Origin of the sequence: Haloechinothrix halophila YIM 93223, assembly GCF_000504245.1 — a bacterium.
Taxonomy (GTDB): Bacteria; Actinomycetota; Actinomycetes; order Mycobacteriales; family Pseudonocardiaceae; genus Haloechinothrix_A; species Haloechinothrix_A halophila.
In genome coordinates, this window is sequence record NZ_KI632509.1 from 3,809,437 (window position 1) to 3,833,440 (window position 24,004).

Here is a 24,004-nt window from a genome sequence, read left to right on the forward strand (position 1 = left end):
GGCCGTCGCCGCTGGGTCGTTCGCGGCTCACCCTGTCGGTTGCAGCATCGGCGCCGTCACCCCGGCGAGCTTGCGGCCGAGGCCCATGGCCAGCATCTCCAGCCTGCCCATCAGCTGCTCGAAGTCAGCGGGCAGCAGCGCCTGCTTCCCGTCGCACAGCGCCGATTCCGGCTGGCCGTGGACATCGACGAGCAGGGCGTCCGCGCCAGCCGCCACCGCCGCCATGGCGACCGGTTCGACCAGCGACGGGATGCCCGCCGAGTGGCTCGGGTCGACCATCACCGGCAGATGCGTGCGCTGTTTGAACAGCGCGACCGCCGAGATGTCGAGGGTGAAGCGGGTCGCGGACTCGAACGTGCGGATGCCCCGCTCGCACAGCACGACCTGGTCGTTGCCCTGGCACAGGATGTATTCGGCCGCGGCGAGCACTTCGTCGACCGTGCAGCCGAAGCCGCGCTTGAGCACCACCGGCTTGCCGGCCGCGCCCGCCTCCCGCAGCAGCTCGAAGTTCTGCATGTTGCGCGCGCCGATCTGCAGGCCGTCGGCGACCGCCGCGACCTCGGTGACATGCCGTGGGTCGAGCACCTCGGTCAGAATTGGCAGCCCGCTGCGCTCGCGGGCCTCATCCAGCATCGCGAGGCCTTCCCACCACAGGCCCTGGAAGTCATAGGGAGACGTGCGCGGCTTGAACGCGCCGCCGCGCATCCCGACCGCGCCCGCGGCCCGGACCACGCCGACGGTGTCGTGCAATTGCTCGCTGGTCTCGACCGCGCACGGGCCCGCGAAGACCGAGATGGCCCCGTCGCCGATGTCGGCGGGTCCGATCTGGACGATCGTGCCCTCGGGGCGGATGTCGGAGTGGCCGTAGCGGCTCTTGCCCGTCGTCGGGACCACCGCCAGCGGCTCGGGCAGGTGCGCTGGGCGGGCGTGGGCTGGTCCGTCGCCGGTGGCCAGGATGGTGGGCGTGGCGCCGAACCGGAGCGGGGTGGCGGTGCCGCCCGCCGACGTGAGGTACTCGACCCAGCCGGCGACATCGGACGCGCCGACGGCGGGAGCGAAAACGTGGACTCGTTCGTGACCGGACATGACAGGTCCGCCTTTCGGGTATGCGATCGGAAAGGTCTGCGAATGGCGGTGCCGGCCGCGCTGTCGAGCGCACGGCCGGCACCGGCGGGTGTAGTGAGTTCGTCGCGGTGGCGCTAGATCAGACCGGTGTGGGCCAGGTCCACGCCGTCGGCACCTCGCAGATACGTGCCGAGGTCGGCGTACTTCTCCCGCAGCTGCCGCTTGAGGACCTTGCCGGTGACACCCACTGGGAAGTCCGCATCGGTACGGGCGATCTCCAGGACGTCGATCGCGGGATGCCCGGCTGCCCGCAGTGCCTCGTTGGACCGCGCGAGCAGCTTGTCGCCCTCGGCGACCGCCGAGCCGACGGTCACCACGGCGACCGGAGCTACCCGTCCGTCGATCCTGCCCGCGATGACGGCGCAGTCCACCACGTCAGCGACGTCGGACAGCAGCACTTCCTCCATGAACACCGTGTAGCCGGTGCCGGATGCCGTCTCAACCGCGTCGGCGGTGCGATCGACAAGGAAGTAGTCGCCGTTGTCGTCCCGGTAGGCGTTGTCGCCGGTGAGCCAATAGCCGGAGAGCCGGAACCGGTAGGACAAATCGGAGTTGTTCCAGTAGCCGGGGGTGATCGCCGGTCCCTTCGCGGCGAGCAGCCCGACCTCGTTGGCCTCGGCCTCCGTGCCGTCCTTGCGTAGCACGGTCACCTCAGCGACACCGACCGGCTTGCCCGCGCACCGGTCGTTGCGTTCGCTGGTCAGCTGACGCACCTTCAGCAGCACGCCCCAGCCGAGCTCGGTGGTGCCGAGCCGGTCGAGGAACGCGGCGGGCGGCTTGTCCGCCGACCGCCTGCCGAGGATGTTCTTGATGTGCGCCTCGTGCACCGCGTCGCCGATGGAGACCCAGGCGTCGACCGAGTCCAGCGCGCCGTCCGGCAGGTCAAGCGTGGCCATCTCGGAGTAGGCGTGGGCGAACGACATGACGGCCGTCGGCCGCTGCTCCCGCACCGCAGCGGCGAGTTCCGCGCCCGGCCGGTCGAAGGCGGCGATGGTCGGTGAACCGGACAACACCGCGTAGACGGTGTAGGCGATGCAGCCGAGGTGCGACTGCGGGAGGCTGGTCATCATCACCGCGCCGGGCGTTTCCTTGTGGTCGACCAGCCGGAACTGCGGACCCGCGACGATCGACCGGTGGTTGTGCACCGTTGGCTTCGGGACACCGGTGGTGCCGGAGGAATGCAGGATCACCACCGGGTCCTCGGATACGTGCCGGAACCGCGCGGTATCAGGCAGCTGGGCAGGCGGTGGGGCCGGTAGCTCCTCGACGGCCTGCACGAAGCGCAGGTCACTCAGCTCGCCGACGGCGTCGCCGAGCCTGCCCAGCCGCTCGCGGTCGGCGTACAGTCCCACCGGACCGGTTTGGGTCAGCAGCGACAGTGCGATCTCGCGGGGCGCGTTGCTGTTGATGAGCACCGCGACCGCGCCGATTTGTGCCAGCGCGTAGAAGTGCACCGAGTAGGAGAAGGAGTCCTCGAAGAAGACGGCGACCCGGTCACGCGGGCCGACACCCTGCTCGATGTACCACGCCGACCAGCTCTGCGCGAGGTGGTCGATGTCGTGCAGGCTCAGCTCGTGCATCGGCGTACCGTCGGTGCCGATGACGGGCCGGGTGGGGCGTACGAACGGGATCTCCGGGTGTGGGTTGGCCGCGATGGCCGAGGGGAGCAGGTTGCCGCCGCCGACGGACATGTCGGCCGCGAGCGCGGCCCTGTCCTGCGGGGACAGCACGGTGGGGGCGAACGAACTCATGCGTGTTCCTCTCTGTGTGGTTGCTGCGGCACGACAGCGAACAGCCGGGCGCAGTGCTCCCGGTACCGTTCGAGTTCGGGGCCGAGGTAGCCGGCGAGGCGCGCCAGCAGTGCGCTGAACGCGGCCGGGTCCGGGGCCTCGACCATGTCGGCGACGGCGCGCAGGCCGTGGGCGAGCGCTTCCCGCGCGGATGCCGCCATCGGGTTGGTGGACTGCACGTCCCAATACACGTCCGGCTCGCCGGTGCAGATTCGCGTGAGCAGCGCGAGCATCGTCGTGTGCGGTGGCGGCGCCAGCGCCGACAACTGCCGGACGTCCAGGTCGAGCCCGGCTAGCGCGTGGCCGAACGCGAGCACGGACGCGTGCGTCATGGCCTGTGCGGCGGCGGCGAGCTGGTCGTGGGCTGACGCGTCCACGGCCGTCAGCAGCGCGCCCGCCTCCGCGAGCACGCGGCGCAGCGTGCGAACCCGCTGCCCGTCGCGCAGCACGACCTCGGCGACCGGACGCCCTGCCATGCCAAGCGACGGCGCGAACATCGGGTTGAGGCCGACCGCCTCGATGTCGGCGCCGAGCTCAGCCACCGCGCTGGCGAACGGGCCTTTGACCGACAGCGTGTCCACCAGCAGCGCGCCGGGGCGCAGCGCGCCGGACACCGGGCCGAGGCAGGCCAGCGCCACCCGTTCCGGCACCGCCAGCACCACCGCGTCCGCGGTACCGAGCGCGCCGCGCAGCTCCGGGCCCGGCGCGGTCACGTCGGCCGCCATCACCCCAGGGCCAGGGGCGATGTCGACGATCGTCACCTGACTGCCCTCTGCCCGGAGCAGATCGGCGAACATCGCACCGACCGCACCAGCACCGCCTGCGACGACACACCGCGTGAGCCCGCCCGGCGGCGCGCTCACGCCGCCTTCCCGAGCGAGGGCCCGTCAACGGTGATCTCGGCGGGCTCGCCGAGTTCGAGCGCGGTGTCCAGCACCGCGCTGACCATCGGCCGCGATTTGACCGCGGTCTCCTCGAACTCGGCGTCGGCGTCGGAGAGCGCGATGATCGCGCCGCCGACGCCGAAGCTCACGTGGTCGCTGGTGGCGACCAGGGTGCGAATGATGATGTTGAGGTCGACCGCGCCGCTGAGCCCGAACCACCCCATCGCCCCGGAGTAGGCACCGCGCGGCCCGTCCTCCAGCCGGTCGATGATCTCCATCGTGCGGATCTTCGGCGCCCCGGTCATCGAACCGCCGGGAAAGGCGGCCCGCACCAAGCCGACCGGCGACTCCCCCGGCCGCAGCGTCCCTCGGATAGTGGACACCAGCTGGTGCACCGGGGCGTAGGTCTCGACGTCGAACAGCGTGGGCACGTGCACCGAGCCCACTTCGCAGGCGACGTTGAGGTCATTGCGGATCAGATCGACGATCATCAGGTTCTCGGCGTGATCCTTCGCGTTGCCGAGCAGATCCGCGCGCAACGCGTCGTCGTCGGCCGTGGTCGTTCCCCTCGGCCGGGTACCCTTGATCGGCTTGGACTCCGCGACCCGGTTCACATCGATCGACAGGAACCGCTCCGGTGAGGCGCACAGCACCGAGACGTCGCCGAAGTCGAGCAGCCCGCCGTAGGGAACCGGGCTGATGGTGCGCAGGTACGAGTACGTGCGCAGCGCGTCGATCCTCGCCCGCATGGTCACCGAGTTGGTCAGGCAGATCTCATAGGACTCGCCGTGGCGGATTTCCTGGAAACACTCGTCGATGCGTTTGACGTAGGCATCGTGGTCGTGCCTCGGCCGCACCACGCTCGCCGCTTCCGGCGCGTTCATGTCACGCAGCCGGTGCGGGCCGTCGACGGCGTGCACCGGCGGTTGCGCCTGGAGCGCTCCGAGCACCTCGGCGGTGTGCTCAAGCCAGGCACGCGCCCGTGCCTCGGACGATCCGTCGGCGTCATGGACGCTCAACGCCATCAGGTAGGCCTCGCCTTCCTGATGGTCCAGCGCCAGCGCCCGGTCCGTGAAGACCAGCGCGGCGTCCGGTTCCTCGGCATGGTAGGCCGCCGACCCGCGCGACTCCGCTTTCAGCTCGTAACCGAGGTAGCCCACGTAGCCGAGGTTGAAGTCGAACGGCAGCTCGGCGGTTCCTGCAACCCGCCGCCGGGCCAGTTCGGCGTCGAGGTAGTCGAACAGGCCGCTCTCGATGTGCTCGACGTGCCCGTCCGACGAGGTCACGGTGACCGTGCCGTCGGCGATGCGGTAGCTGACGAACTCGGCGAGCGGACCGCTGGCGTCGCCGAGGAACGAGAACCGCGACAGCCCGTCGATGACCGCGCTGCTGTCCAGCCAGAAGCTGTGGGCGTTCCGCGCGAAGAGGGCGCGATACGCCGTCTCCGGGTCCGGCATGGTGGCGAGCTTGCGCGCGTGCACCTGATACATCGGTGCGGGCTCCGGTTCCGGTTCCGGCGTGGCCACCGGCGACGGCACGGTCGCCGCCGCGACCGGCGAGTACTGCCGCACCAAGTCGCGGAAGTTGGCCACGATCTGGCGTCCGTACTGGCTGCTGATCGACTCCGGGTGGAACTGCACGCCCCACAGCGGGCGCTCGCGGTGCCGCACGCCCATGACGATGTCGTCGGTCCAGGCAACAGCTTCGATCTGCGGCGGCAGTTCGGTCACCGCGAGCGAGTGGTAGCGGACGACGTCGAACGGCGATGGCAGCCCGGCGAAGACGTCCACACCGGTGTGCTCGACCGGGAACACGCGCCCGTGCACCGGCTCAGGGGCCTCCTCGACCGTGCCGCCGAGCAACGCACAGATCCCCTGGTGCCCGAGGCACACGCCGAGCACGGGCAGCGAACCCTCCAGGATGACCCGCGCGCTGATGCCGAAGTCAGCTGGCCGGTCCGGCCTGCCCGGGCCTGGCGAGATGACCACGCCGTCGTAGTGATCGAGGTCGAGCTCGGCCCAGTCGGTGTCGTTGGGCACCACATCCGGCGGCGTGCCAACCACCTCGCCGAGGTACTGATACAGGTTGTAGGTGAACGAGTCGTAGTTGTCGATGAGCAGGATGCGCATGATGGTCTCCCGAGAACTCAAGACGGGGCGGGCACGCCGATCACGTGGTCCTCGACCCGGCAGGTCTCGGCGATGATCAGCTCGTAGAGGCGGTACAGGAAGTCGCCGTCGATGTCGTGCTCCTGGCCGAACCGCGCGGCCCTGCGCTGCACGATGCCGATGCGGTGCGGCTGCATCATCGGGACGTTGTTCTCACGCTTGTACTCGGCGATCTCGACACAACAGCGGATCCGGTCCCGCAGCGTCGCCAGCAGTTCCAGGTCGAGCGCGTCGAGTCGCGCACGCAGGTCTTCCAGTGCGTTGGTCATGGTGCTCCTCAGCTGAAGTCGAGCTCGCCGGTGCGGGAGCGTTTGAGTTCGCAGAACGTCGGGTGCGCCGCGAGTTCACGCGCGGCGTCGAACAGCCGGGCGGCCTGCTCCCCACGCGGAATCGCGGTGAACACCGGGCCGAAGAAGCCGCCGCCGTCGAGGTGGATGGCCGGTGTGCCGAGCTCCTCGCCGACCACGTCGATGCCGCGCTGGTGGCTGGCCCGCAGCGCATCGTCGAACTCGGTCGACTTCGCCGCGCCCGCCAAGTGCGCGGGTAGGTTCAGTTCGGCGAGCGCGTCGTCGATCACCGAGGGGAAGTCCTTGTTGCCACCGTCGTGGATCCGGGTGCCCAGCGCGGTGTACAGGTCGCCGAGGATGTCCTCACCGGCGTGCGCCGCGACGGCCATGGCCACCCGTACGGGACCCCACGCCCGGTCGCAGAACTCCCGGTACCACGGCTCGATCTCGCGGTGTTCGTTGAGCACCGCGAGGCTCATCACCTTGAACCGCAGGTCGATCTCGCGCAGTCGTTCGACCTCGACGATCCACCGCGAGGTGATCCAGGCGAACGGGCACGCGGGGTCGAAGTAGAAGTCGACCCGCGTGGAGGCCCGCGTGGAGGTCGTGCTTGCCGTCATCTCCGCCAGCTCCTGTCGTTGTTTCGTGGGGGTGGTCATGGGTGGGTCACCGGCCCTCGCGCTTCGCGGCCGATGACGCCGGCGAGCCTGCGAACGCCTTCGGCGATCTCGGCCGGTTCCGGGTACGAAAAGGACAGTCGCATGTGGTCGCGCCCCGACCCGTCGGCGTAAAAGCCCGTGCCGGGGACATAGGCCACGCCGGCGTCGATCGCCCGCGAGATCATCCGCTTGGCGTCCGTTCCCGGCGGCAGGCCGAGCCAGATGAAGAATCCGCCGTCCGGGGCGGTGAACCGGCAGCCATCCGGCAGCTCCGCGGCCATCGCGGACAGCATCGCCGCGCGGCGATCCCAGTACAGCTCGCGGAGCGCCTTGACGTGATCGAGCCATGGTTCCTCGGACAGGTACCGCGCGACGGTCAGCTGGCTGAGCGCGGAGTGGCACAACAGCGCCGACTCGGCCGCGCGGACCAGCTGATCTCGCAACGCGGGCGGGGCGAGCGCCCAGCCGACGCGCAGTCCCGGCGACAGGATCTTGGAGAACGACCCGAGATAGAGCACATCCGGGTGCCGGGCGCGGATCGGCGCGAGGTGTTCGCCCTCCAGCCGGAGCAGGCCGTACGGGTTGTCCTCCACCACGAGCACCCCGGCGCGGCGGGCCAGCTCGGCCACGTCGTCCCGGCGCGGGCCGCTGAGCGTGCTACCCGACGGGTGCCGAACGTCGGCACGGTGTAGAGCAGCTTCACCCGCCGTCCCGCAGCGGCCTGCTCGGCCAGAATCCCGGCCAGCGCGTCCGGTCGCATGCCGTCGTCGTCACCGGGGACGTGGACCACGTTCGCCTGATACGAGGCGAACGTGGTCAGCGCTCCGACATACGCCGGGGACTCGACAAGCACGACGTCGCCCGGATCGATGATGAGCTTCGCGACGAGGTCCAGTGCCTGCTGCGAGCCGACGGTCACCACCACGTCGTCCGGGTCGGCGGTGATGCCTTCGACGCCCATTACGTCGCGGATCTGTTCCCGCAACCTCGGCTCGCCCTGTCCTGGCCCGTACTGCAGTGCCTGGCTGCCGTGATCGGCAAGGACCTTGCCGATCAGCGCGCTGAGCAGCTGGGTCGGCAGCGCTTGCGGGGCAGGCATGCCGCCTGCCAGTGAGACCACCTCCGGCCGGGCGGCGACCGCGAACAGGCCACGGATCTCCGAGGCCACCATCGCGCTGGCTCGTTCGGCGAGCAGTCCGCCCGCCGCTGGTAAGGCTTCCATCGGATTTCTCCTCGCAGATTGTTCATCGCTGTTGCCTGCCAGCGCGGCGTTACCGCGCGTCGCGGTAGGCGGCGCAGATGCCGAGAAACGCGTCGTTGGCGTGCGGAGTCGCGATGGACATCCGCACGCCCTCGCCGTCGAAAGCGCGCACCAGCAGCCCTCCCGCCGCGCATGCCTCGGCCAGACCGACCGCTTCCGGCGTGCGCAGCCACAGGAAGTTGGCCTCGCTCCGCGCGACTCGCCAGCCCTGCTCGAGCAGCGCCGAGCGCACTCGGTCGCGTTCCTTGACGGTGTGCTCGACGCGGCCAAGCAGTTCGTCCTCGGCCGCCAGTGAGGCGATCACCGCGGCCTGCGCGGGGCCGTTGACCGCGAAACCAAGCCGGGCCTTGCGCACCGCCGACACCACCCGCTCGTCCCCCGCCAGGTACCCGACCCGTAGCGCCGCGAGGCCGTACGCCTTGGAGAACGTCCTGAGCACTGCCACGTTGGGGCGTCCTGCGGCCACGTACAGGCCGTCGGGCACATCAGGGTCGCGTACGTACTCGCGGTATGCCTCGTCCAGCAGCACAAGGCAGTCGGCCGGAACCCGGTCCAGGAAGGCCGACAGTTCGTCGGCGTGTACCGGCACCCCTGTCGGGTTGTTCGGATTGCACACCAGGATCAACCGCGTGTTCGGGGTGATCGCCGCCGCCATCTCATCGAGGTCGTGGCCGCCGTCCTCGCGCAGTGGTACGGCCACCGGCCGCATCTCGGCCAGCGCGGCGATCGTGGGGTAGGCCTCGAACGATCGCCACGGATAGATCACCTCGCTGCCCGGCTCGCTGACGGCCGAGAACACCATCTGCGTGACGCCGACCGCTCCCGCGCCGACGACGACGTTGTCGGGACCGACGCCGAGCCACCGGGCGATCTCGCCGGTGACCTCGGTGCAGTGGTAATCCGGGTAGTAGTTCAGTTCGGTCGCCGCCCTGTGCACCGCTGCCAGCACCGATGGCAGCGGGCCTTCCGGCGACTCGTTGGCCGCCATCCGCTGCCCAACCCGCGGTGGGCCGGCTTTTCGCTCCGGAAGGGCGTCGATGGCGGCACGCATGCGTGGCGTCGTCATGGTGTCCTCCGCTGTGATCGCGTCGCTCATCGGGCCTCGGTGGGTTCTCGGGTGGGTTCGGCGGCATCGGCGGAGATGTCGGCTGGCGCCGGGTTGACGATGCCTGCGGTGGTCACCGTGCGTAGCACCAGCCGGTACTGCCACACGATGATCAGGCCGAACACCGCGTACAGACCCGCCATGCCCCAGGAGGGCAGTACCGAGCCGACGGTGATGCACAGCGCGGCGATCAGCTGTGCCAGCCGGATGTTCAGGTTGTGCACGGCCATGTAGCGGGTGCGGCTGTGGTCAGGGACCAGGTTGGCCAGCAGGGTCTGCTTGATCGGCACGCTCATGAGCTCGCCGACGGTGAAGACGAACCCGGCGACCATCAGCAGCCAGCCGGTGTTGCTCACCGCGAGCACCATGTACCCGCCGATGAACAGCCCTGTGCCGAGGTAGAGCCCGATCCGATCGGACACCTTCCGCAGCAGCACCGGCGCGAAGAGCGCCATGATCACGACCAGGATGGTGTTCTCGGCGCGCAGCACGCCGAGCATCTCGGGCCCGTCCACCCGCACGCTCCAGGTGCCCAGCGACAGCAGGTCCTGTTCTGGCAGGTCGGCGGCCAGCCGCACGCCGACGTAGTTGATCAGCTGGAACTCCACCGCGAGGGTCAGCGTCCCGGCCACCATCAGCTGGATGAACGTGCGGTCGCGCAGCACCTGGCGGTATCCGCTGACGAACTCGCGCATCGGCGGCTTCGCGGCTTCGGTGCGTACCGTTTCCGGTTTCGTCTCCGCGATCCACAGCCACGTCGAGACCACCACCCCCGCCGACCCGACGGCTGCGATGACCAGCATGAGCACGAAGCGCCCGTCGTAGAGGACCGCGCCGAGCATCGCCCCGGTGGCCAGCGCCAAGTTCACGGCCCAGAAGTTGACCGTGTACACCTGCTTGCGGATCTCCGGCGTCGTGATGTCCACGATCAGCGAGTCGTGCGCTGGCAGCGCGAGACTGGCGGCGAACTTGTTCACCACGTAGGCCAGATAGACCACCAGGGGGCTGGCCAGCAGCGACGACTCGCCGAACACCATCACGACGAAGGTGACGACCACCGCCGATTCACCGGCCAGCAGCGTGACCCGGCGGCCCCTGCTGTCGGCGACATGCCCGCCGATGAGCATGCCGACCACGCCGAGCGAGACCACCGCGACCATCAGGACCCCGGCAAGCGCGACCGAGTACTCCAGCGCGAGGTAGATCGCCATGAACGTGGTGATCATGGAGTCGGCGAACCGGTTGACGAAGCCAACGCCGATACGCAGGCGCAGGGCGGGAGACAACGAGAAGAACGTCATGCCACTACCTCCGCGATATCGCTCGATTCCCCGGGCTCCGCTGCGGGGCTGACCCGGACGTCGAGCAGGTCCTCGACCTCGGCGAGCCGTGCCGCGGTCTGCGCGACCGACGTGCCGCTGACCACGACGAAGCCGTGCCGTGTCCGCCAGTCCACGGTTTCCGGGATGGTGTCGCCGACGGCGAACGGCATGCTCAGCTCGCTGACGTAGGGCAGCGCGCGGATCTCGGTGAGCCCGCCGATCGCCTCGATGACTCCGGTCGGCAGCTGGAAGTAACCGATCCGCGCCGCGCCGGCGCCAGGATCACTCGGTGTCGGGGGGCGACCGGCCAACGCGGCGAGGACGGCGCGCTCCATGTCCAGCCCGGTGGCCAGGTGCACCAGCTGCGGAATCTTGTCACCGGCCAGCCTGGCCTGCGATTCGATGATGCGCGGGCCAGCGGGGGTCATTCTGATCTCGGTGTGCGCCGGCCCGGTCTGATACCCGCTGAGCTCGAGCATCGTCACGGTCAGTGCGCCCAGTTGCGCGGTACTGTCGCCTTCCGGCTCCGGATGCACGTGTCCCGTCTCGACGAACAGCGGCGGTGCGCCGAGCAGCTTGCGGGTCACGCCGATCACGTGGTGCCTGCCACGCACGCTCACCGTCTCCACGCTGAACTCCGGTCCGGTGAGGAATTCCTCCACCAGGACCGGCCCGTCATAGTCGTACGACGTCAGCAGCGCGCCCCACTCGTCGAGCTGTGCGGGGTCGTCGAGCAGCAACACTCCTCGGCTGCCGGAAAGGTCGGTCGGCTTCACCACGACCGGGAGTTCGACGTCGCCGAGCAGCTCGGCGACGTCTCGCCAGTGTGTGGCGTGCGCGAACCGCACCGGCGACACGTCATGCTTGGCGAGCATCTCGCGCAGCGCGAACTTGTCGTTGAGCACCGCGATCGACGACGCCGGGTTCGCCGCGAGCCCCAGTTCCTCGGCCAGCCGCGACGGGCCGAGCATGCTCTCCTCCTGACCGACGTGGTACACGACATCGGCGTCGAAGTCGGCCACCGCCGTGCGGATCGCCGCCGACAGCGCCGCCTCGTCGTTGAAGTCGGTGAGGGCGAACCCGTCGGCGAGCTCGGCTGCTTCGGCCAGGTAGGCATCGGCGGGAGCACCCGCACCGAAGATGCTTTCCGCCACCGCCCGGTCCCAGATGGCGTGGATCCGCATGCCTTCGGACTTGGCAGCGGTCAAATACCGGTGGTAAGGCATGATCATCACGACGTTCTTCATGCCGCACACTCCTTCGTCCCCTCATCGGCGGCAGTACCGGGAGCGCTGACCGCGATGGTGATCGCGGCGCGCACCCTGGCTTCCAATTCGTCGAGTTCCGCCGGGTTCGGCGCGTCGATCAGCGCCGTCACCGCGCGGTCATCCGAGCTGCGCAACGGCCCGAGCCACGCGCCGCGCTCCTTGAGCACCAGCACCGCACGCAGCGTGGCCGGGTCATCGGCGGCGCCCGGTTCGATCTCCGGCCACTGGCCGGCCTCACCAACCCACGTGGGCGTGATCCCAGGCCAGTCCACCCGTACGTCGTCGAGTACGCCGTGGTCAGCCTCGACGTAGACCTGGCGGGTGAAGCGGCGCGGGGCGGGATACTCGGTGGGCACGCCGAGCGCGATGTCGACGATGACCGGTTCCAGCGGCGCTCCGGTGGCCAGTTCGTACAGGACGCACAGGCCGTCGCCGGGGGTGCGCGCGGCGACCTCCATCAGCCGCGGCACGCCGTCCGCGTCAACGCGCCACTCCGCGTGCGTGATGCCGTCACGCATGTCCAGCCGCCGCAGCACCGCCTCGTTCGCGGCGAGCACCTGGCCCGCCGCTGTCCCGTCGGCTGGCACCGAATGGGCCAGCTCGACGAAGGCCTCACCGCCTGCCTCGTTGGTGTCCTTGCGGGTGACAGAGGCGAACAGGATCGTGCCGTCCTGCGTCAGCGTCTCCACCGAGTACTCCTGCCCCCACACCCGGCTCTCGGCGAGCAACGTCTCGTGGCCCGGATACTCGGCCATGGCCACCCGCAGAGCCGACTCGTCCGGCACAGTGACCACACCAGAGCTGGAATGCCTGCTCGCCGGCTTGAGCACCGCGGGATAGGACACCTCGCGGAGGTCGGTCGTGTCCCGGCCGCCAGCCGGGATCACCGTCGACGGTGGGCTGGCGTCCGGCAGATACCAGCGCTGCAGATACTTGCTGCGGCACACCCGGCTGGCGCGCAGTCCAGGGCCAGGTAACCCGAGCGCGTCGGCGAGCAGTCCGGTGGGCTCGACCATCGTCTCGCCCACCGCGTACGCGCCGACGATGCGATACCGGCGCTGCCAGTCGCGCGCCGCGGCGATCGCGCCCGCGTTGAACGATCCCTCGTGGTCGGGACTGCCTGCCACGAAGGCGATCTCATCGGCCGCGGTGGCGGGGTGCCCCGGCTCGGCGAGGCTCGCCTCGGCATCGGCACGCCACCGGGCCGGGGTCGCCAGCAAGACCGTCAGCCCGCGACTGTGCAGCTCCGCGAGATAGCGGGGAGCCCGGCATATAGCGATGAACGAACCCGTGAGAATAAATGCGTCCTGCTTTGCTCCAGCGGTGCTATTCATGCTTCTTCTCTCTTGTATCCAGGCCGGCCGAAGCACGTCATGAATGCCGGTTAAGCACACGATGACGGCGATTCGAAATGGGGATAGAAGATACGATTCCTTGAGTGGCTTCACGGCTGTGCCGGCCCATCCTGCTGCGGGCACAGCGGTGCCACACGAAAAGCGTGACACTTCGCAAGCTGCGGAGTCAACACTTTTGGGCGATTTTTTTCCGAACACGTCTGCGACCATTTTTAACGCAGCATTGGGACCCGTCGCGGTGCGACGGGTCCCAATTCGTGTTTTCGACATTATCGTTATCAGGTCAATTGAACGCTCGACTCCGCGATCTCGAAAAGCTCGTCGAGGTCATACTCCGCACGACCGCGCTTGCCATACCGCGTCAATTTCCCGCGGCTGGCCCATTTCCGGATCGTGGCTTCCGATACGCCCACCGCGAGTGCGGCGAGCTGAGTGGGGACGGTGCGTCTCCGCCGCGCGCCGGTCATGCCGCCGCCCCGAGCGACTCGTCCGCCGCGGCGGTCCGCAGCCATCGACTGAGCAGCAGCCACTGGTGCGGCGGCAGAGTGTGTCCCGCCGAGCAGCTGACCGGCCGCCGTGGTTTCTCGCCCGGTGCGGCGTAGACGGTGGCCGCCACCGTCCGGTCACAATCCGGCTCGGCGCACACTCCGAGGTGCACTTGCTTTACCGGGGTGGGGTCGAGTACACGGCGGGCGTCCGCGAGCAGCGTGGTGATCTCGTCGGCGAAGTCGTCCACGGCCGGATGGGTGGCCAGCCACGGCAGGTGCTCGTCCAGGTAGGTGGCCATCACCGTGACATCGGCGCTGCCCGCACTGGGGACCCCTGCTTCCTCGGCGACCAACGCGCACCAGGAGGCCAGTATCGCGACGATGTCGCCGCGCACCGTCATCGCCGTCTCGCTGAGGCTGATGCCGATCCTGCGGGTTCCGCTGACCCGTTCGGAGAGCCAGCCCGGCCGCCGGTCGAGCATGTCCGCGCATTCGTCGTAGTCCTCGGCGAGGCTGCGCACCGTGGCACTCACCTCCGCCGCGCAGGTCTGGCAGATTCGCCACTCGTCTACGGGGCGGCGGTGGCAGGCCGGTAACGCACACGGCTCGGGCAGTGAGCCGCCCGCATGCGGGCCGATGGTTTCCGTGGTGAGCATGTCTGCCTCCTTAGTACTGTGCATCCGTCGAGTCGCTACTAGTCGCCGGTGATTCCTGGGCGGTGTCTGGTCGTAGGGCCCGATACAGCCGATACGCGAGCGCGATGTCCGGATGTTCGGCGCCGAGCAGGTCCATCAGCACCAGCCCGGCAGGCCGGGCTGGCGCCAGTCCGGTGATGAGTTCGCCAAGGTCGGCATCGGTGAACACGGCGGACACCCGCCGTGCGATGTCGCGAGATACGACCGAGCCGCCCGCGTTGATCAGCACCGCCTCATCGCAGAGCTGCCCGCGAGACAGCTGGGCGGCATCGGAGGCGGCGACCAACAGATTCGCGCCGTAGACGGCGTCCTGCTGCCGTGCCGCGATCGTGAACCCGATCCCTGCCTCGTCCAGTTGTTCGCCCACCTCGTCCGGGACGGGTTCCGGCGCCCAGGCCTCGATGTGGCTGATGTGCTGCGGGCAGTGCGCGAGAGTCGCGAGCATGACCGGTACCCGGACGGCGTCTCCGCACACACTCGCGGTGGCCGACCCTGGCGGCAGCAGCGCCCGCGTCGCGACACTCGCGAGCGCGGCGGCCCGGCACGCGTACAGCAGCGCCGGCGGGAACGCGCACAGTGCGACATCGTCCGGATCACGCAGCACGAGGGCCGCGGTTTCCTGCGCCCGCAAGGAATAGCCCCGTGCCACCGGCGAGTCCGCGGCGCCGTCGACGAAGGCATCGTCGAACAGTCCTCCGATGACACCGGCCGCGGGGTCCATGTGACGCAGCGCCGCGAGAACGTCGCCGATGCCAAGGGGCTGCTCGGTGCGTCTCATCCTGATCACCTCCGCGGGTCCGACTCACTCGTGCTGCCTACGACTGTCCGAATCCGGCCCTACTCGTCGCTATCGGCGCGCTATCGCGGCCGCGATAGTCAGCGGACGGCGCACGAGAGGTGAACCGAAACCGCCGCTCAGTCAACTGGTTCCAGGCCGGCAGCAAGCCGGAAGAAGCACCACTCGGAGGACTGAGATATGACCGCGACCCGCAAGCTCACGACCGCCGTGTTCGGCACCATCGCCAGCGCCATCGTCTGCGTCGCCATCGCGGCACCCGGCATCGGCGGGGATGACACGCACTGGAACGTGCGGGCCGACACGCACTGGGCGATCGCGCAGAGCGGCGACGCGGACCTGCAGGACACCCACTGGTGAGCAGGCGCCAACCAACCAGCGCGCCCGACAGGCTCGCCGGACCGTCAGTTCCCGACGGTCTCCGGCGAGCCTTCGGCTGTCGCGGTGGCGCCCGACCCGAGCTCGGTGAGCAGCCGCGAGGACTCCGGCGAGTCCGACTCGCTGAGCATCCGCACCGCCTCGGCATGATGGCCGCGCGCGGCATCGCCGTCACCGGCCGCGGACGAGACCTCGGACAACAGCAGCAGCGTGCGTGCCAGCCAGACGACCGATCCCAGCTCCGCGAACAGCTCCCGTGCCGGGTGCAGCTCCGCGGCCGCGCTCTCGACACCTCCGCGCGCCAGCCGCAACTCTCCGAGCGCGAAGCGCGCCTTGGCCTCGATCATCCGTTCCTCGATCCGGCGCGCGATGTCGAGCGCGTGCATCATCGACGCCTCCGCGGTGTCCAGCCGGCCCTCGCGCTGACGCACGATGCCCAGCCCGTAGAGCGCGTGCGCCTCACCGAGCCGGTCGCCGAGATCCCGGACAATCCGCAGCACCTGGTGCAGCGCCTGCCGCGCCTTGTCGATCTGGCCCTGCCGCAGGTACAGCTCGGCGAACCGATGCACCACCTGCGATTCGGTGCGCACACAGGACTCCTCCAGGCAGATCCGTAGCGCGCGTTCCAGCAGCTCCGCGGCCTTGTCCAGATCACCGTCCTCGATCCAGTACCGTGCCTGGCTACGCAGCACATGGGCTTCGCCGATGCGGTCACCGACCTTCACCAGCGTGGCGAGTGAACGCTCGTACTTGGCCATCATCGCCGTGACGTCACCGTGCATGCTGTCCACATTCGCCGCGTTGCGCAGCACCAGCGCGAGTCCGTGTTCGTCGCCGACCTCGCGAAAGATCGCCGCGGCCTCGGTGAAGCACTGTTCGGCATCGTCGAGCCGGGTTTGGAACATGTTCAGCGTGCCGAGCGAGTACAGCATGGCCGCGATACCCCGCCGGTTACCCACTCGCTGCGTGACATCCAACGCGATCTGGCTTGTCGACTTCCAGTCGTCGAAGTAGCCCTTCATCTCGAACAACGTCACCGACGTGAGGGCGAGGTCCCAGCACAGCTCGTCGAGCTGCTCGGCAGCGGCCTGGCGAATCGCCGCGACCAGTGCCTGCCGCTCGCTCTCCCACCAGGCGAGCGCGCGGCGGCCCGATTCGAGCAGCTCGACGTCGTCCGGGTGCCAGCGTGGCGCGTCGCCGTGCACGATGGTGTAAGCGCCGCCGTACTCGCGGTTGTGCGCCGACTCGGCAAGGGCCAACCAGCCGCCGAGCACCCTGATCAGCGACGCCCTGCGCTCATCGTCGGTGACCACCTCGTAGAGCTGCTCACGCGCGTACACCCTGATCAATGTGTGGAACCGGTACCGCATCAGATGCGCGTCCGGATACACCACGGTGTCCAGCAACTGCGCGTCGACCAGGGTCTCCAGCACCTCTTCGGCGTCGGCCACCGAGGTGTCCAGCAGCGCGGCGGCCGTCCACACTGGAAAGTCCGGCGCGTCGATCAGCGCGGACAGCCGAAACAGCCTGCGGCCGACCTCGTCAAGACCGCTGTAGGTGAGGCCGATGTTGGAACGCAGTTCGACGCCGTGATGCGCGAACTCATCGAGCCTGCCGGCCTCATCGCGAAGCCGGTGCACCAGCCCGCTGATCCGCCAGTTCGGCCGCGACGCCAGCCGCGCACCAGCGATCCGCAGCGCCAGCGGCAGCCCAGCGCAGAACCGCACCAGCTCGCTCGCCGCGTCCTGCTCGGCCCGCACGCGTTCCGCGCCGACCATGCGGTCAAGGAGTTCGGTCGACTTGTGCTCGTCGAAGACGTCGATGTCGATGAAGCTGGCGCCCGGCAGGCCGCCGAGTTTCGCGCGGCTGGTGATGATCACCGCGCAGGTCGAGCTGCCCGGCAACAGCGCACGCACCTGTTCGGCGCTGGCCGCGTCGTCGAGCACCACCAGGATTCGCTGTCCGGACAGTTTGCTGCGGAACAGCTCGCCGCGTTCCTCCACGTCCCCTGGTACGGCCGTGCCCGCGACGCCGAGCGCGCGCAGGAAACGCGCCAGCACGATCGCCGTGCGATCATCGCCGTTGGGCGCCTGCAGATCCGCGTACAGCTGACCGTCCGGATAGCACTCACCGACCTCGTGCGCGGCGCGGATCGCCAGCGTTGACTTGCCGACGCCGCCCTTGCCGGAGATCGCCACGACCGGGACCGCGAACCCCTCGTGCTCGCGCGCCTCGGTGAGCATCGCCTTGATCGCGTCGACGTGGTCGTGGCGGCCGGTGAAGTCGGCGATGGTCGCCGGAAGCTGCCGAGGGCACACCTGCTTGGGCTGGCTCGCCTTCACCGGCTGCGCCGCCGATGCCGACAGCGGCGGCCGCGCGCTTCCGGCCTCGGACGCTGGTCGCTCAGCGGGCTCCGGCGGGTCGAGGGACGGGTCTTGATTCAGGATGGCATGCTCGATGTGTTGCAGCTCAGCGCCGGGTTCGACCCCGATCTCCTCGATCAGCCGCTCGCGCGCGCTGCGGCCGACCTCAAGCGCCTCGGCCTGCCGTCCCGCACGGTACAGCGCGAGCATCAGCAGTTCGTAGAGCCGCTCCCGGAGGGGATGCTCGGCGACCAGCCCGGTCAGTTCGCCGCAGACCTCGCCGTGCCTGCCGAGGCTGAGATCCAGCCGAATGCGTTCCTCCATCGCCGCTAGCCGGGCGGTGTCCAGCACTACCGCGCCGCGTTCCACCAGCTCACTGCGTACCCCGGCGAGCGCGGGTCCGCGCCACAGCCGCAGCGCGTCCGCCAGCCTCCCCGCGGCCTCGGCTTTCCGCCCCGCGTTCGCATCGGACTTCGCGGCCGACACCAGGCTCGTGAACTGCAGGCTGTCCAGCTCGTCGGTGCCCAGTTCCAGCACATACCCGGGGGCTTTCGTTTTGATCGCGTGCGGCATCCCAGCGTCGGAGAACATCCTGCGCAGTGCGGAAATGCAGATCTGGATCTGGCCGCGCGCCGTCGACGGTGGGTCCTCGCCCCACACCGCTTCGACCAGCTGATCGACCGCGGTGACTCGATTCGCGTTGAGCCCGAGCATCGCGAGCACGACCTGCTGCCGATGCCCGCTCGGAGCGATGCCCACTTCTCCCAAGGCCAGTTCGACCGGCCCCAGCAACCTGAGCCCCACGTGACCGCCTCCCCGCCCTCGAAACTTTGCCCCGGCCGAGGGAACCAGCATGACTATAGGCACACACCGCCTCGCTGCCAACCGCCGGACTTGTACTGTTCGCGTCCCGCTGTCGTTATTTTCGTTTCTGATCTCTCCGTGAGAGATATCCGTCCAGCACAGCCGCTCACGACGTTCGTCCGCTCCCCCGACGGGTACGGCTCCGCATCCGTGCTGCCTGGTCCGGGCCTCGTCAGCGCGTTCGGGACGGATTCGCGCCAGCCAGCCGCACACAACCTCCTATGCCGCACATGGCAGCCCCCGGGATGATGTCCGACAGCTGACCCTGTTTCGTATGTCCAGCGAGGCGTTTGCTGTGGTGTAGCAGGTGAAGGATTCGAACCTCGAAGGGTGAGTCGGCTGATCTACAACCGCAATTCGAGGAGTTCGTCATCGACGCAGTGACAGGGGAACTTCTCCAGCAATCAGCTACCTGAGCTGAGTCAACAACCACCTCGCCCGGACCAGCCCACACGGAGACCCCACTGTGAATCGAAATGTTTATCGACGCCTACGCTTTGCCGTCATCCCTGCAGCAGTACTGACTCTTACGCCCTTTGCTCCCTTGGCCGCTGCAGCGACAGCCACCGACGCGTTACTCCCCGAAGAGCAAGCCGACGTTTTCTACAAGATCACGCTCGCAGAGCCCGCCAGCACCGCCGATCTCCTGGAGGCAGCCAAGGCCTACGACTTGTCGATCCAAAGCGTGCGCCATGGCGGGACGACCAATGGGGAGCTGATCGTTGGCGGCACGCCCCTGGCTAAAGCCCTGGACATGTACCGAGAGACCAACATCGGGAACTTCGGCACACCACCCCAGATTGAGTCCTTCATCACCGATCAAGCACCCCCTCCGACGTGCACGTTGGCGACACCGTTCCGACTTCTGTACAAGCTCAGACCTTGAGCTCTACAGATCCGACGCCAACCGAAGAAGATATAACTGCCGCAAACATTGAAGACCCGTGGGCACCGCGTAGAGGAACCCTCTGGGCCCACAACAGCAACACAGGCTTTCCTCGCCAAATTCGTCACAAGATGTACTGGAGTAACCGCGCCGGCCTCAATTCGTACGAGACCAGCGACGCCGAATTCGTCTACGAACACGACAACAAGCTGTACGACCGAGACCCCTATGGAGTCGGAGCCATGGGACACAAGGCATGTTTGCCCGACTACTGGCTCTCGGGTGACACCTGGATCGTCACATCCAACGTGCCGAGTTCTTCCAAGGTGTACGCAGACAACGCCAACGCCTCCGACCCTTGCGGCGTACACGACATCAGCTTCGGGATCTTCGACCCCGAAAACCTCCGAACCAACTACACTTACAAGATTGTCGTCGGAGGTAATGCTGGCGACGCCCGACGGTCGCCGTTCGGGCTGCTGGGTCAAAAAATGGTCCGCTCCTGAGGTGTGGATAGCGCATGGTGCGTAAGCCTCGGGAGCGACCCCCGCGAACGGAGCGACATCTACATCAATGAAAGTCGCAACTGGAAGGTACCTGGCTGCTACACGTGGTACACCTCCGACGACAAGTCGCCCGTCCGCGGCAGCTGCTGACGCAGACATGGGACCCGTTACCGGAGCTCAGGGCTAAACCGATGCTAATCTCCCGCCCTGTGACAAGGTATCAACCAACCGGCATACAGCCCCGGGCAAGCCGCCCAGGAGTCTCGTCGTGATCACGCCTGGCACCCGCCAGCTTCTCATCCAACGTGTCATCGCCGGGGTAGCTGTCGCAATTACTGGGCTAATCGGGCTCGCTGTATGGGCGGTAGGTCAGGCCCAGTACACGGAGGACTACTGCTTCACTCGTGCGCCAATGCCCGAAGGCGCTAACGACGAGCTCCGCGGGGAGATGCGACCGGCACACCTCGACGGCCCTATCACGATCCGCTGTGAGTACTCCGAGTATCCCGATGTGGTCGTCCGTGACGGTGCGATCCTTGCGGGAACCCTCGTCTTAGCGCTCATAGTCATCGGGGTATGGGCCCTCATCTGGCGGTGGTACAAGCACAAGACCTACAGACAAGGTCATTAGCAGGAACACCGACATTGAGGTAATCCGAAAGGCCCCGGTCTGGATTTTCCAGGAGCCGGGGCCTTCGAGGTCGTGCTACGAACATGTGCTTGGGCAACCGTTCGCCAACGATGCTGCTCTAGTTACGTCGCGAGGAGAAGACAGGAAGCTACCGCTATAGCTCAAAACGCGCCGCTGGAGCAGTGGCCGGCGGGTCGCGGTGCCGCCGGCCGACCGCGCGAACCGCCGCCTCCAGAAAGGCCGACCACCGCGGCGGCTGCCGGTGCTGCCCGTTAGCGTTCCCGCATGACCTATCCGCGCCGCTTTCAACGCCTCGACGACACAAGCCGAACTGTTCCCTGTCCCCTCAGCTGACGCGTGGACGTACACGACGCTTGCGAGATGCGATAGATCCAGCCGAGGCAGGACCAGTGTAACCCGGTTCGTTCCATGAGCCGTTCCACGCGGGTCCTGCTCACATGCCACTGGCCAGCGTTTCCGCTGGCCAGTGATGGTGCGCGATACTGGGATTGAACCAGTGACCTCTACCGTGTCAAGGTAGCGCTCTCCCGCTGAGCTAATCGCGCGAGGCGGAGACGGGAATCGAACCCGTGTACAGGGCTTTGCAGGCCCTTGCCTGAACCACTCGGCCACTCCGCCAGGTGGGCCAACCTCTACGTTGAGGCTATCGCAGGGGCCCAACCGAGCGGACGACGGGACTCGAACCCGCGACCCTCACCTTGGCAAGGTGATGCGCTACCAGCTGCGCTACGTCCGCCTGTGAGCGTCGGGAGGCCGTTGCTGACCTCGCCGCGCTGTGTGGAGAACTCTACAAGATCCATGATCGACGCCGAGAATCGGGGGTAGGACTTCGGAATCAGGCCAGGTCGTGCGGGATGAGATGGGTCAGCGCGTCGTCGACGTCGACCCACAGGTGCTCGTTGCCGGGCAGCACGACGTCATAGGTGCGGTCGAGGAAGTCGGCCAGTTCCTGCGCTGAGGCCTCGAACATCGCGTGCCCCGACGGCGAGTTCAGCTCGACGAGCACCGATTCGGGATCCTCAACGGAAGGCCGGATGCGGACGTCACCGTCGCCGGCGTCGGCGAGAAGGCCGTCAGCGAGCAGGTCCCGGGCGTAAACCCATTCGACCCAGCCCGCGCGTCCAGTGCGGAACGCGGCGACCACCGCGTACGGGTCTCGCGTGTCGTATCGCAACTCGACCTTCACCGGAACGGCGGGCGTCCGAGGTGCCAGCAAGTCGAATACCGCGGTCGAGCGGAGCGTCACGTGGTCGTTGCGCATCGTCCTACCCTTCGTCTCCCTTCCCCGGCCAACTAACGACCGAGCATTCCAGGTGTGACGCCATAGCCTGCGAGGTGGCCCCTGTTGTTGTCGCAGATCACCCAGATGGCGTCATCAAGGTCCTGGCGGTTCCCCCTTACATACTGGACGGTAATAATCGCGCACAACAGTGGGTTCCCGCTAATGCCGGAAGACGAACGTCACATGGACGTTATAGTCGCCAACACCATCCGTCCGGCTGACCACCGAGTTGTTCACAGGGTGTCGAGATCACTGCTTGGCGTGATCACCGGAATGGACCCGTGTGTGAGCGGCGTTGAGCGGTCCGGTAGAGTTTTGATCGTTCCCGGCGCGATTAGCTCAGCGGGAGAGCGCTTCGTTCACACCGAAGAGGTCACTGGTTCGATCCCAGTATCGCGCACCGAGGTCAGGCCGTAGACCCTGCCAGCTCTGACGTCTGTGCGGGTGACAAACTGAGTGACTAACTCCGGCTCGTCGAGTGACAAGCGACTCCTTCGCTTCGCTGCGGAAAGACCTGGTCCCTCAACATCGCACCGTGCCGCTCACAGGACGCAGCTGATATCAGCAGACCTTCTTAGTCATCATTGCGCCCGCGTGTCCGACGATCCTGGAGATCTTCTCGAGCGGCACACCGTCACAGCTTGTCGCTTAACCCCCACCTGGGAGTCGACCGCGCTGGAGCCGGTTGCGGGCCTGTCCGACTCCGAGGAGCTGCTTGGCTGCGGCGATGGCGGTCTCGATGGGCCAGCGGGCGGCGTAACGGGCCACAATCTCGGCTGCTGGGCTGTTCAGGTCGGTGGTGAACAGCGCCAGGTCGTACCCGTCGGCCCGGCCGGCCTCACGCACCAGCACCGTGCGGCCGGGTGCGTTGCCGAACGCGCCGTACCAGATCGAGTCGACGGCCGCGATCTCGATTGTGTCGCGGCGCCCGTAGCGAGAGACGGTCACCTGCTGCCAAGTCGCGGTCGTGGCGAGGTCGGCGGGTCTGCCGAGCCGGTGCCCCTGCAGCCGGGGCCGGCCGCGTGTGCCGGTGCGAGGCGGTTTCGGCCCGAACAGGGCGGCGTTGGACGGCAGCCGGGTGGTCCACGACGTGCCCGCCACCACGAGGGAGGTGCCGTGGTAGGCGGCGTCACCGACGCCGTGAATCGTGCGGCCGTCGAACTGCTCGGCAAGGAGTTTCAGCATGTCGCCGGCCAACTGGACGGGCGAGGCGAGGCGCTGCCCTTGCCGCCCCACAGCCGCAGCAGCACCAGCAGGAGCGAGCCGGTCGACCGGCCGGGACCGGCACCCTCGGCCCGTGCCCTGCCCGGCAGACGTCACCGACCGAGTTCCTCGAAGACCCGCTGAAGTTCAGCTGGCCGGTCGAGCATGGCCCAGCGTTCGGCGAGCTTGCCGTCGCGGAGCACGCATACATCAATGATCTGCACGCTGCGCTGGTGGTTGTTCAAGTCGAACGTGGCGGTGCCGAGGCCGACGACGTAGCCGGCGAGCACTTCGGCGTTGTGGTGCTCGATGGTCTGGCCACCGAGTTGCATCATCGCCGCGAACTGCTGCAGCACCGCGTCTCGCCCTTCGAGCACCGGCGGCATCCCCGTCACCCCGGGGATCGAGTGGAACACCACGTCGTCGGTGAGCTCGGCGGCAATCGCGTCGAGATCGCGGCGGTTGAACGCGTCATGGATGCGGCCGATGATTCCCGTGTCGGGCGGGGTCTGCGTGGTCATCGTGATCCTCCTTGGTTGCGGGGATGGCGGGGCGTCTGGGACCTACGGTGGCTCAATGGTGTTGGAGCAGTGTTGATGCCGTGTTGACGTTGCGTGCACGGGGCGCGATGCTCAGTGCGACAGACGGCGGGCACCCGGGGGGTGAG

19 protein-coding genes, 4 tRNA genes and 2 pseudogenes are annotated in these 24,004 nt (G+C 68.0%); 4 read left to right on the plus strand and 21 right to left on the minus strand.

What is annotated here, in order from left to right; genetic code table 11:
• Positions 1-27 precede the first annotated feature (27 nt).
• The 14 genes and pseudogenes from aroF to AMYHA_RS17505 all read right to left on the minus strand — a co-directional run bounded on the left by aroF (position 28) and on the right by AMYHA_RS17505 (position 15,185).
• Complete coding sequence (aroF, locus tag AMYHA_RS17440) at positions 28-1,086, minus strand: 3-deoxy-7-phosphoheptulonate synthase (protein WP_034272610.1); 1,059 nt, start codon at positions 1,084-1,086, stop codon at positions 28-30.
• Positions 1,087-1,199: 113 nt separating this feature from the next.
• Positions 1,200-2,876: a class I adenylate-forming enzyme family protein gene (locus AMYHA_RS17445; RefSeq protein WP_034272613.1), complete on the minus strand. Its 1,677-nt coding sequence runs from the start codon at positions 2,874-2,876 to the stop codon at positions 1,200-1,202.
• The gene (locus AMYHA_RS17450; RefSeq protein WP_034272615.1) at positions 2,873-3,778 is read right to left on the minus strand and encodes a prephenate dehydrogenase/arogenate dehydrogenase family protein; all 906 of its coding nucleotides are present in this window, start codon (positions 3,776-3,778) and stop codon (positions 2,873-2,875) included. Before AMYHA_RS17450 ends, AMYHA_RS17445 begins: the two co-directional genes overlap by 4 nt.
• Complete coding sequence (pabB, locus tag AMYHA_RS17455) at positions 3,775-5,928, minus strand: aminodeoxychorismate synthase component I (protein ID WP_034272617.1); 2,154 nt, start codon at positions 5,926-5,928, stop codon at positions 3,775-3,777. Before pabB ends, AMYHA_RS17450 begins: the two co-directional genes overlap by 4 nt.
• A gap of 17 nt (positions 5,929-5,945) precedes the next feature.
• The gene (locus tag AMYHA_RS17460; protein ID WP_034272619.1) at positions 5,946-6,236 is read right to left on the minus strand and encodes a chorismate mutase family protein; all 291 of its coding nucleotides are present in this window, start codon (positions 6,234-6,236) and stop codon (positions 5,946-5,948) included.
• 8 nt (positions 6,237-6,244) lie between these two features.
• Positions 6,245-6,874, minus strand: a complete 630-nt coding sequence (locus AMYHA_RS17465) for a mycothiol-dependent nitroreductase Rv2466c family protein (RefSeq protein WP_034277721.1) — start codon at positions 6,872-6,874, stop codon at positions 6,245-6,247.
• Positions 6,875-6,909: 35 nt separating this feature from the next.
• Positions 6,910-7,578: pseudogene (locus AMYHA_RS28215) on the minus strand (aminotransferase-like domain-containing protein); the annotation flags it as partial.
• Between the two features lie 80 nt (positions 7,579-7,658).
• Positions 7,659-8,135, minus strand: a pseudogene (locus AMYHA_RS28440) (aminotransferase class I/II-fold pyridoxal phosphate-dependent enzyme); the annotation flags it as partial.
• 49 nt (positions 8,136-8,184) lie between these two features.
• Entirely contained in the window at positions 8,185-9,270 is a 1,086-nt protein-coding gene (locus AMYHA_RS17475; RefSeq protein WP_084037345.1) for a histidinol-phosphate transaminase, read from the minus strand.
• Positions 9,267-10,580, minus strand: a complete 1,314-nt coding sequence (locus tag AMYHA_RS17480) for an MFS transporter (protein WP_051400039.1) — start codon at positions 10,578-10,580, stop codon at positions 9,267-9,269. Before AMYHA_RS17480 ends, AMYHA_RS17475 begins: the two co-directional genes overlap by 4 nt.
• Positions 10,577-11,848, minus strand: coding sequence for an ATP-grasp domain-containing protein (locus tag AMYHA_RS17485; protein WP_051400040.1), 1,272 nt, complete (start codon positions 11,846-11,848; stop codon positions 10,577-10,579). The genes AMYHA_RS17480 and AMYHA_RS17485 overlap by 4 nt, the downstream gene beginning before the upstream one ends.
• A complete protein-coding gene (locus AMYHA_RS17490; RefSeq protein ID WP_051400041.1) occupies positions 11,845-13,203 on the minus strand; it encodes an ATP-grasp domain-containing protein in 1,359 nt (452 codons plus the stop codon). Before AMYHA_RS17490 ends, AMYHA_RS17485 begins: the two co-directional genes overlap by 4 nt.
• Before the next feature lie 484 nt (positions 13,204-13,687).
• A complete protein-coding gene (locus tag AMYHA_RS17500) occupies positions 13,688-14,368 on the minus strand; it encodes a hypothetical protein (protein ID WP_051400042.1) in 681 nt (226 codons plus the stop codon).
• A 10-nt stretch (positions 14,369-14,378) separates the two neighbouring features.
• Positions 14,379-15,185, minus strand: coding sequence for a Rossmann-fold NAD(P)-binding domain-containing protein (locus AMYHA_RS17505; protein ID WP_034272623.1), 807 nt, complete (start codon positions 15,183-15,185; stop codon positions 14,379-14,381).
• A 198-nt stretch (positions 15,186-15,383) separates the two neighbouring features.
• Between AMYHA_RS17505 and AMYHA_RS17510 the strand changes: the two genes are divergently transcribed.
• The gene (locus AMYHA_RS17510) at positions 15,384-15,563 is read left to right on the plus strand and encodes a hypothetical protein (RefSeq protein ID WP_034272625.1); all 180 of its coding nucleotides are present in this window, start codon (positions 15,384-15,386) and stop codon (positions 15,561-15,563) included.
• 44 nt (positions 15,564-15,607) lie between these two features.
• Here the strand turns inward: AMYHA_RS17510 and AMYHA_RS17515 are convergent, their stop codons facing one another.
• The gene (locus AMYHA_RS17515) at positions 15,608-18,748 is read right to left on the minus strand and encodes an AfsR/SARP family transcriptional regulator (protein ID WP_051400043.1); all 3,141 of its coding nucleotides are present in this window, start codon (positions 18,746-18,748) and stop codon (positions 15,608-15,610) included.
• Between the two features lie 526 nt (positions 18,749-19,274).
• Between AMYHA_RS17515 and AMYHA_RS17520 the strand changes: the two genes are divergently transcribed.
• Both AMYHA_RS17520 and AMYHA_RS17525 read left to right on the plus strand, forming a co-directional pair.
• Positions 19,275-19,694: a hypothetical protein gene (locus AMYHA_RS17520; protein WP_157362209.1), complete on the plus strand. Its 420-nt coding sequence runs from the start codon at positions 19,275-19,277 to the stop codon at positions 19,692-19,694.
• Positions 19,691-20,200: a hypothetical protein gene (locus tag AMYHA_RS17525; RefSeq protein ID WP_157362211.1), complete on the plus strand. Its 510-nt coding sequence runs from the start codon at positions 19,691-19,693 to the stop codon at positions 20,198-20,200. The genes AMYHA_RS17520 and AMYHA_RS17525 overlap by 4 nt, the downstream gene beginning before the upstream one ends.
• Positions 20,201-21,322: 1,122 nt before the next feature.
• On the opposite strand, the gene AMYHA_RS17535 is transcribed toward AMYHA_RS17525, so the two are convergent.
• The 4 genes from AMYHA_RS17535 to AMYHA_RS17550 all read right to left on the minus strand — a co-directional run bounded on the left by AMYHA_RS17535 (position 21,323) and on the right by AMYHA_RS17550 (position 22,113).
• Positions 21,323-21,397, minus strand: a tRNA-Val gene (locus AMYHA_RS17535).
• Between the two features lies 1 nt (position 21,398).
• Positions 21,399-21,470 (minus strand) — tRNA-Cys (locus AMYHA_RS17540).
• Positions 21,471-21,515: 45 nt separating this feature from the next.
• Positions 21,516-21,588 (minus strand) — tRNA-Gly (locus AMYHA_RS17545).
• A 99-nt stretch (positions 21,589-21,687) separates the two neighbouring features.
• Positions 21,688-22,113, minus strand: a complete 426-nt coding sequence (locus AMYHA_RS17550; RefSeq protein ID WP_034272635.1) for an SsgA family sporulation/cell division regulator — start codon at positions 22,111-22,113, stop codon at positions 21,688-21,690.
• A 349-nt stretch (positions 22,114-22,462) separates the two neighbouring features.
• Here AMYHA_RS17550 and AMYHA_RS17555 point away from each other — a divergent pair.
• Positions 22,463-22,534: transfer RNA gene (locus AMYHA_RS17555), tRNA-Val, on the plus strand.
• A 248-nt stretch (positions 22,535-22,782) separates the two neighbouring features.
• On the opposite strand, the gene AMYHA_RS17560 is transcribed toward AMYHA_RS17555, so the two are convergent.
• Positions 22,783-23,454 carry a transposase gene (locus AMYHA_RS17560; protein WP_157362213.1) on the minus strand — a complete coding sequence of 224 codons (672 nt, stop codon included), beginning with the start codon at positions 23,452-23,454 and terminating at the stop codon, positions 22,783-22,785.
• Positions 23,451-23,858, minus strand: coding sequence for a nuclear transport factor 2 family protein (locus AMYHA_RS17565; protein WP_034272640.1), 408 nt, complete (start codon positions 23,856-23,858; stop codon positions 23,451-23,453). Before AMYHA_RS17565 ends, AMYHA_RS17560 begins: the two co-directional genes overlap by 4 nt.
• Between the last annotated feature and the right edge of the window lie 146 nt (positions 23,859-24,004).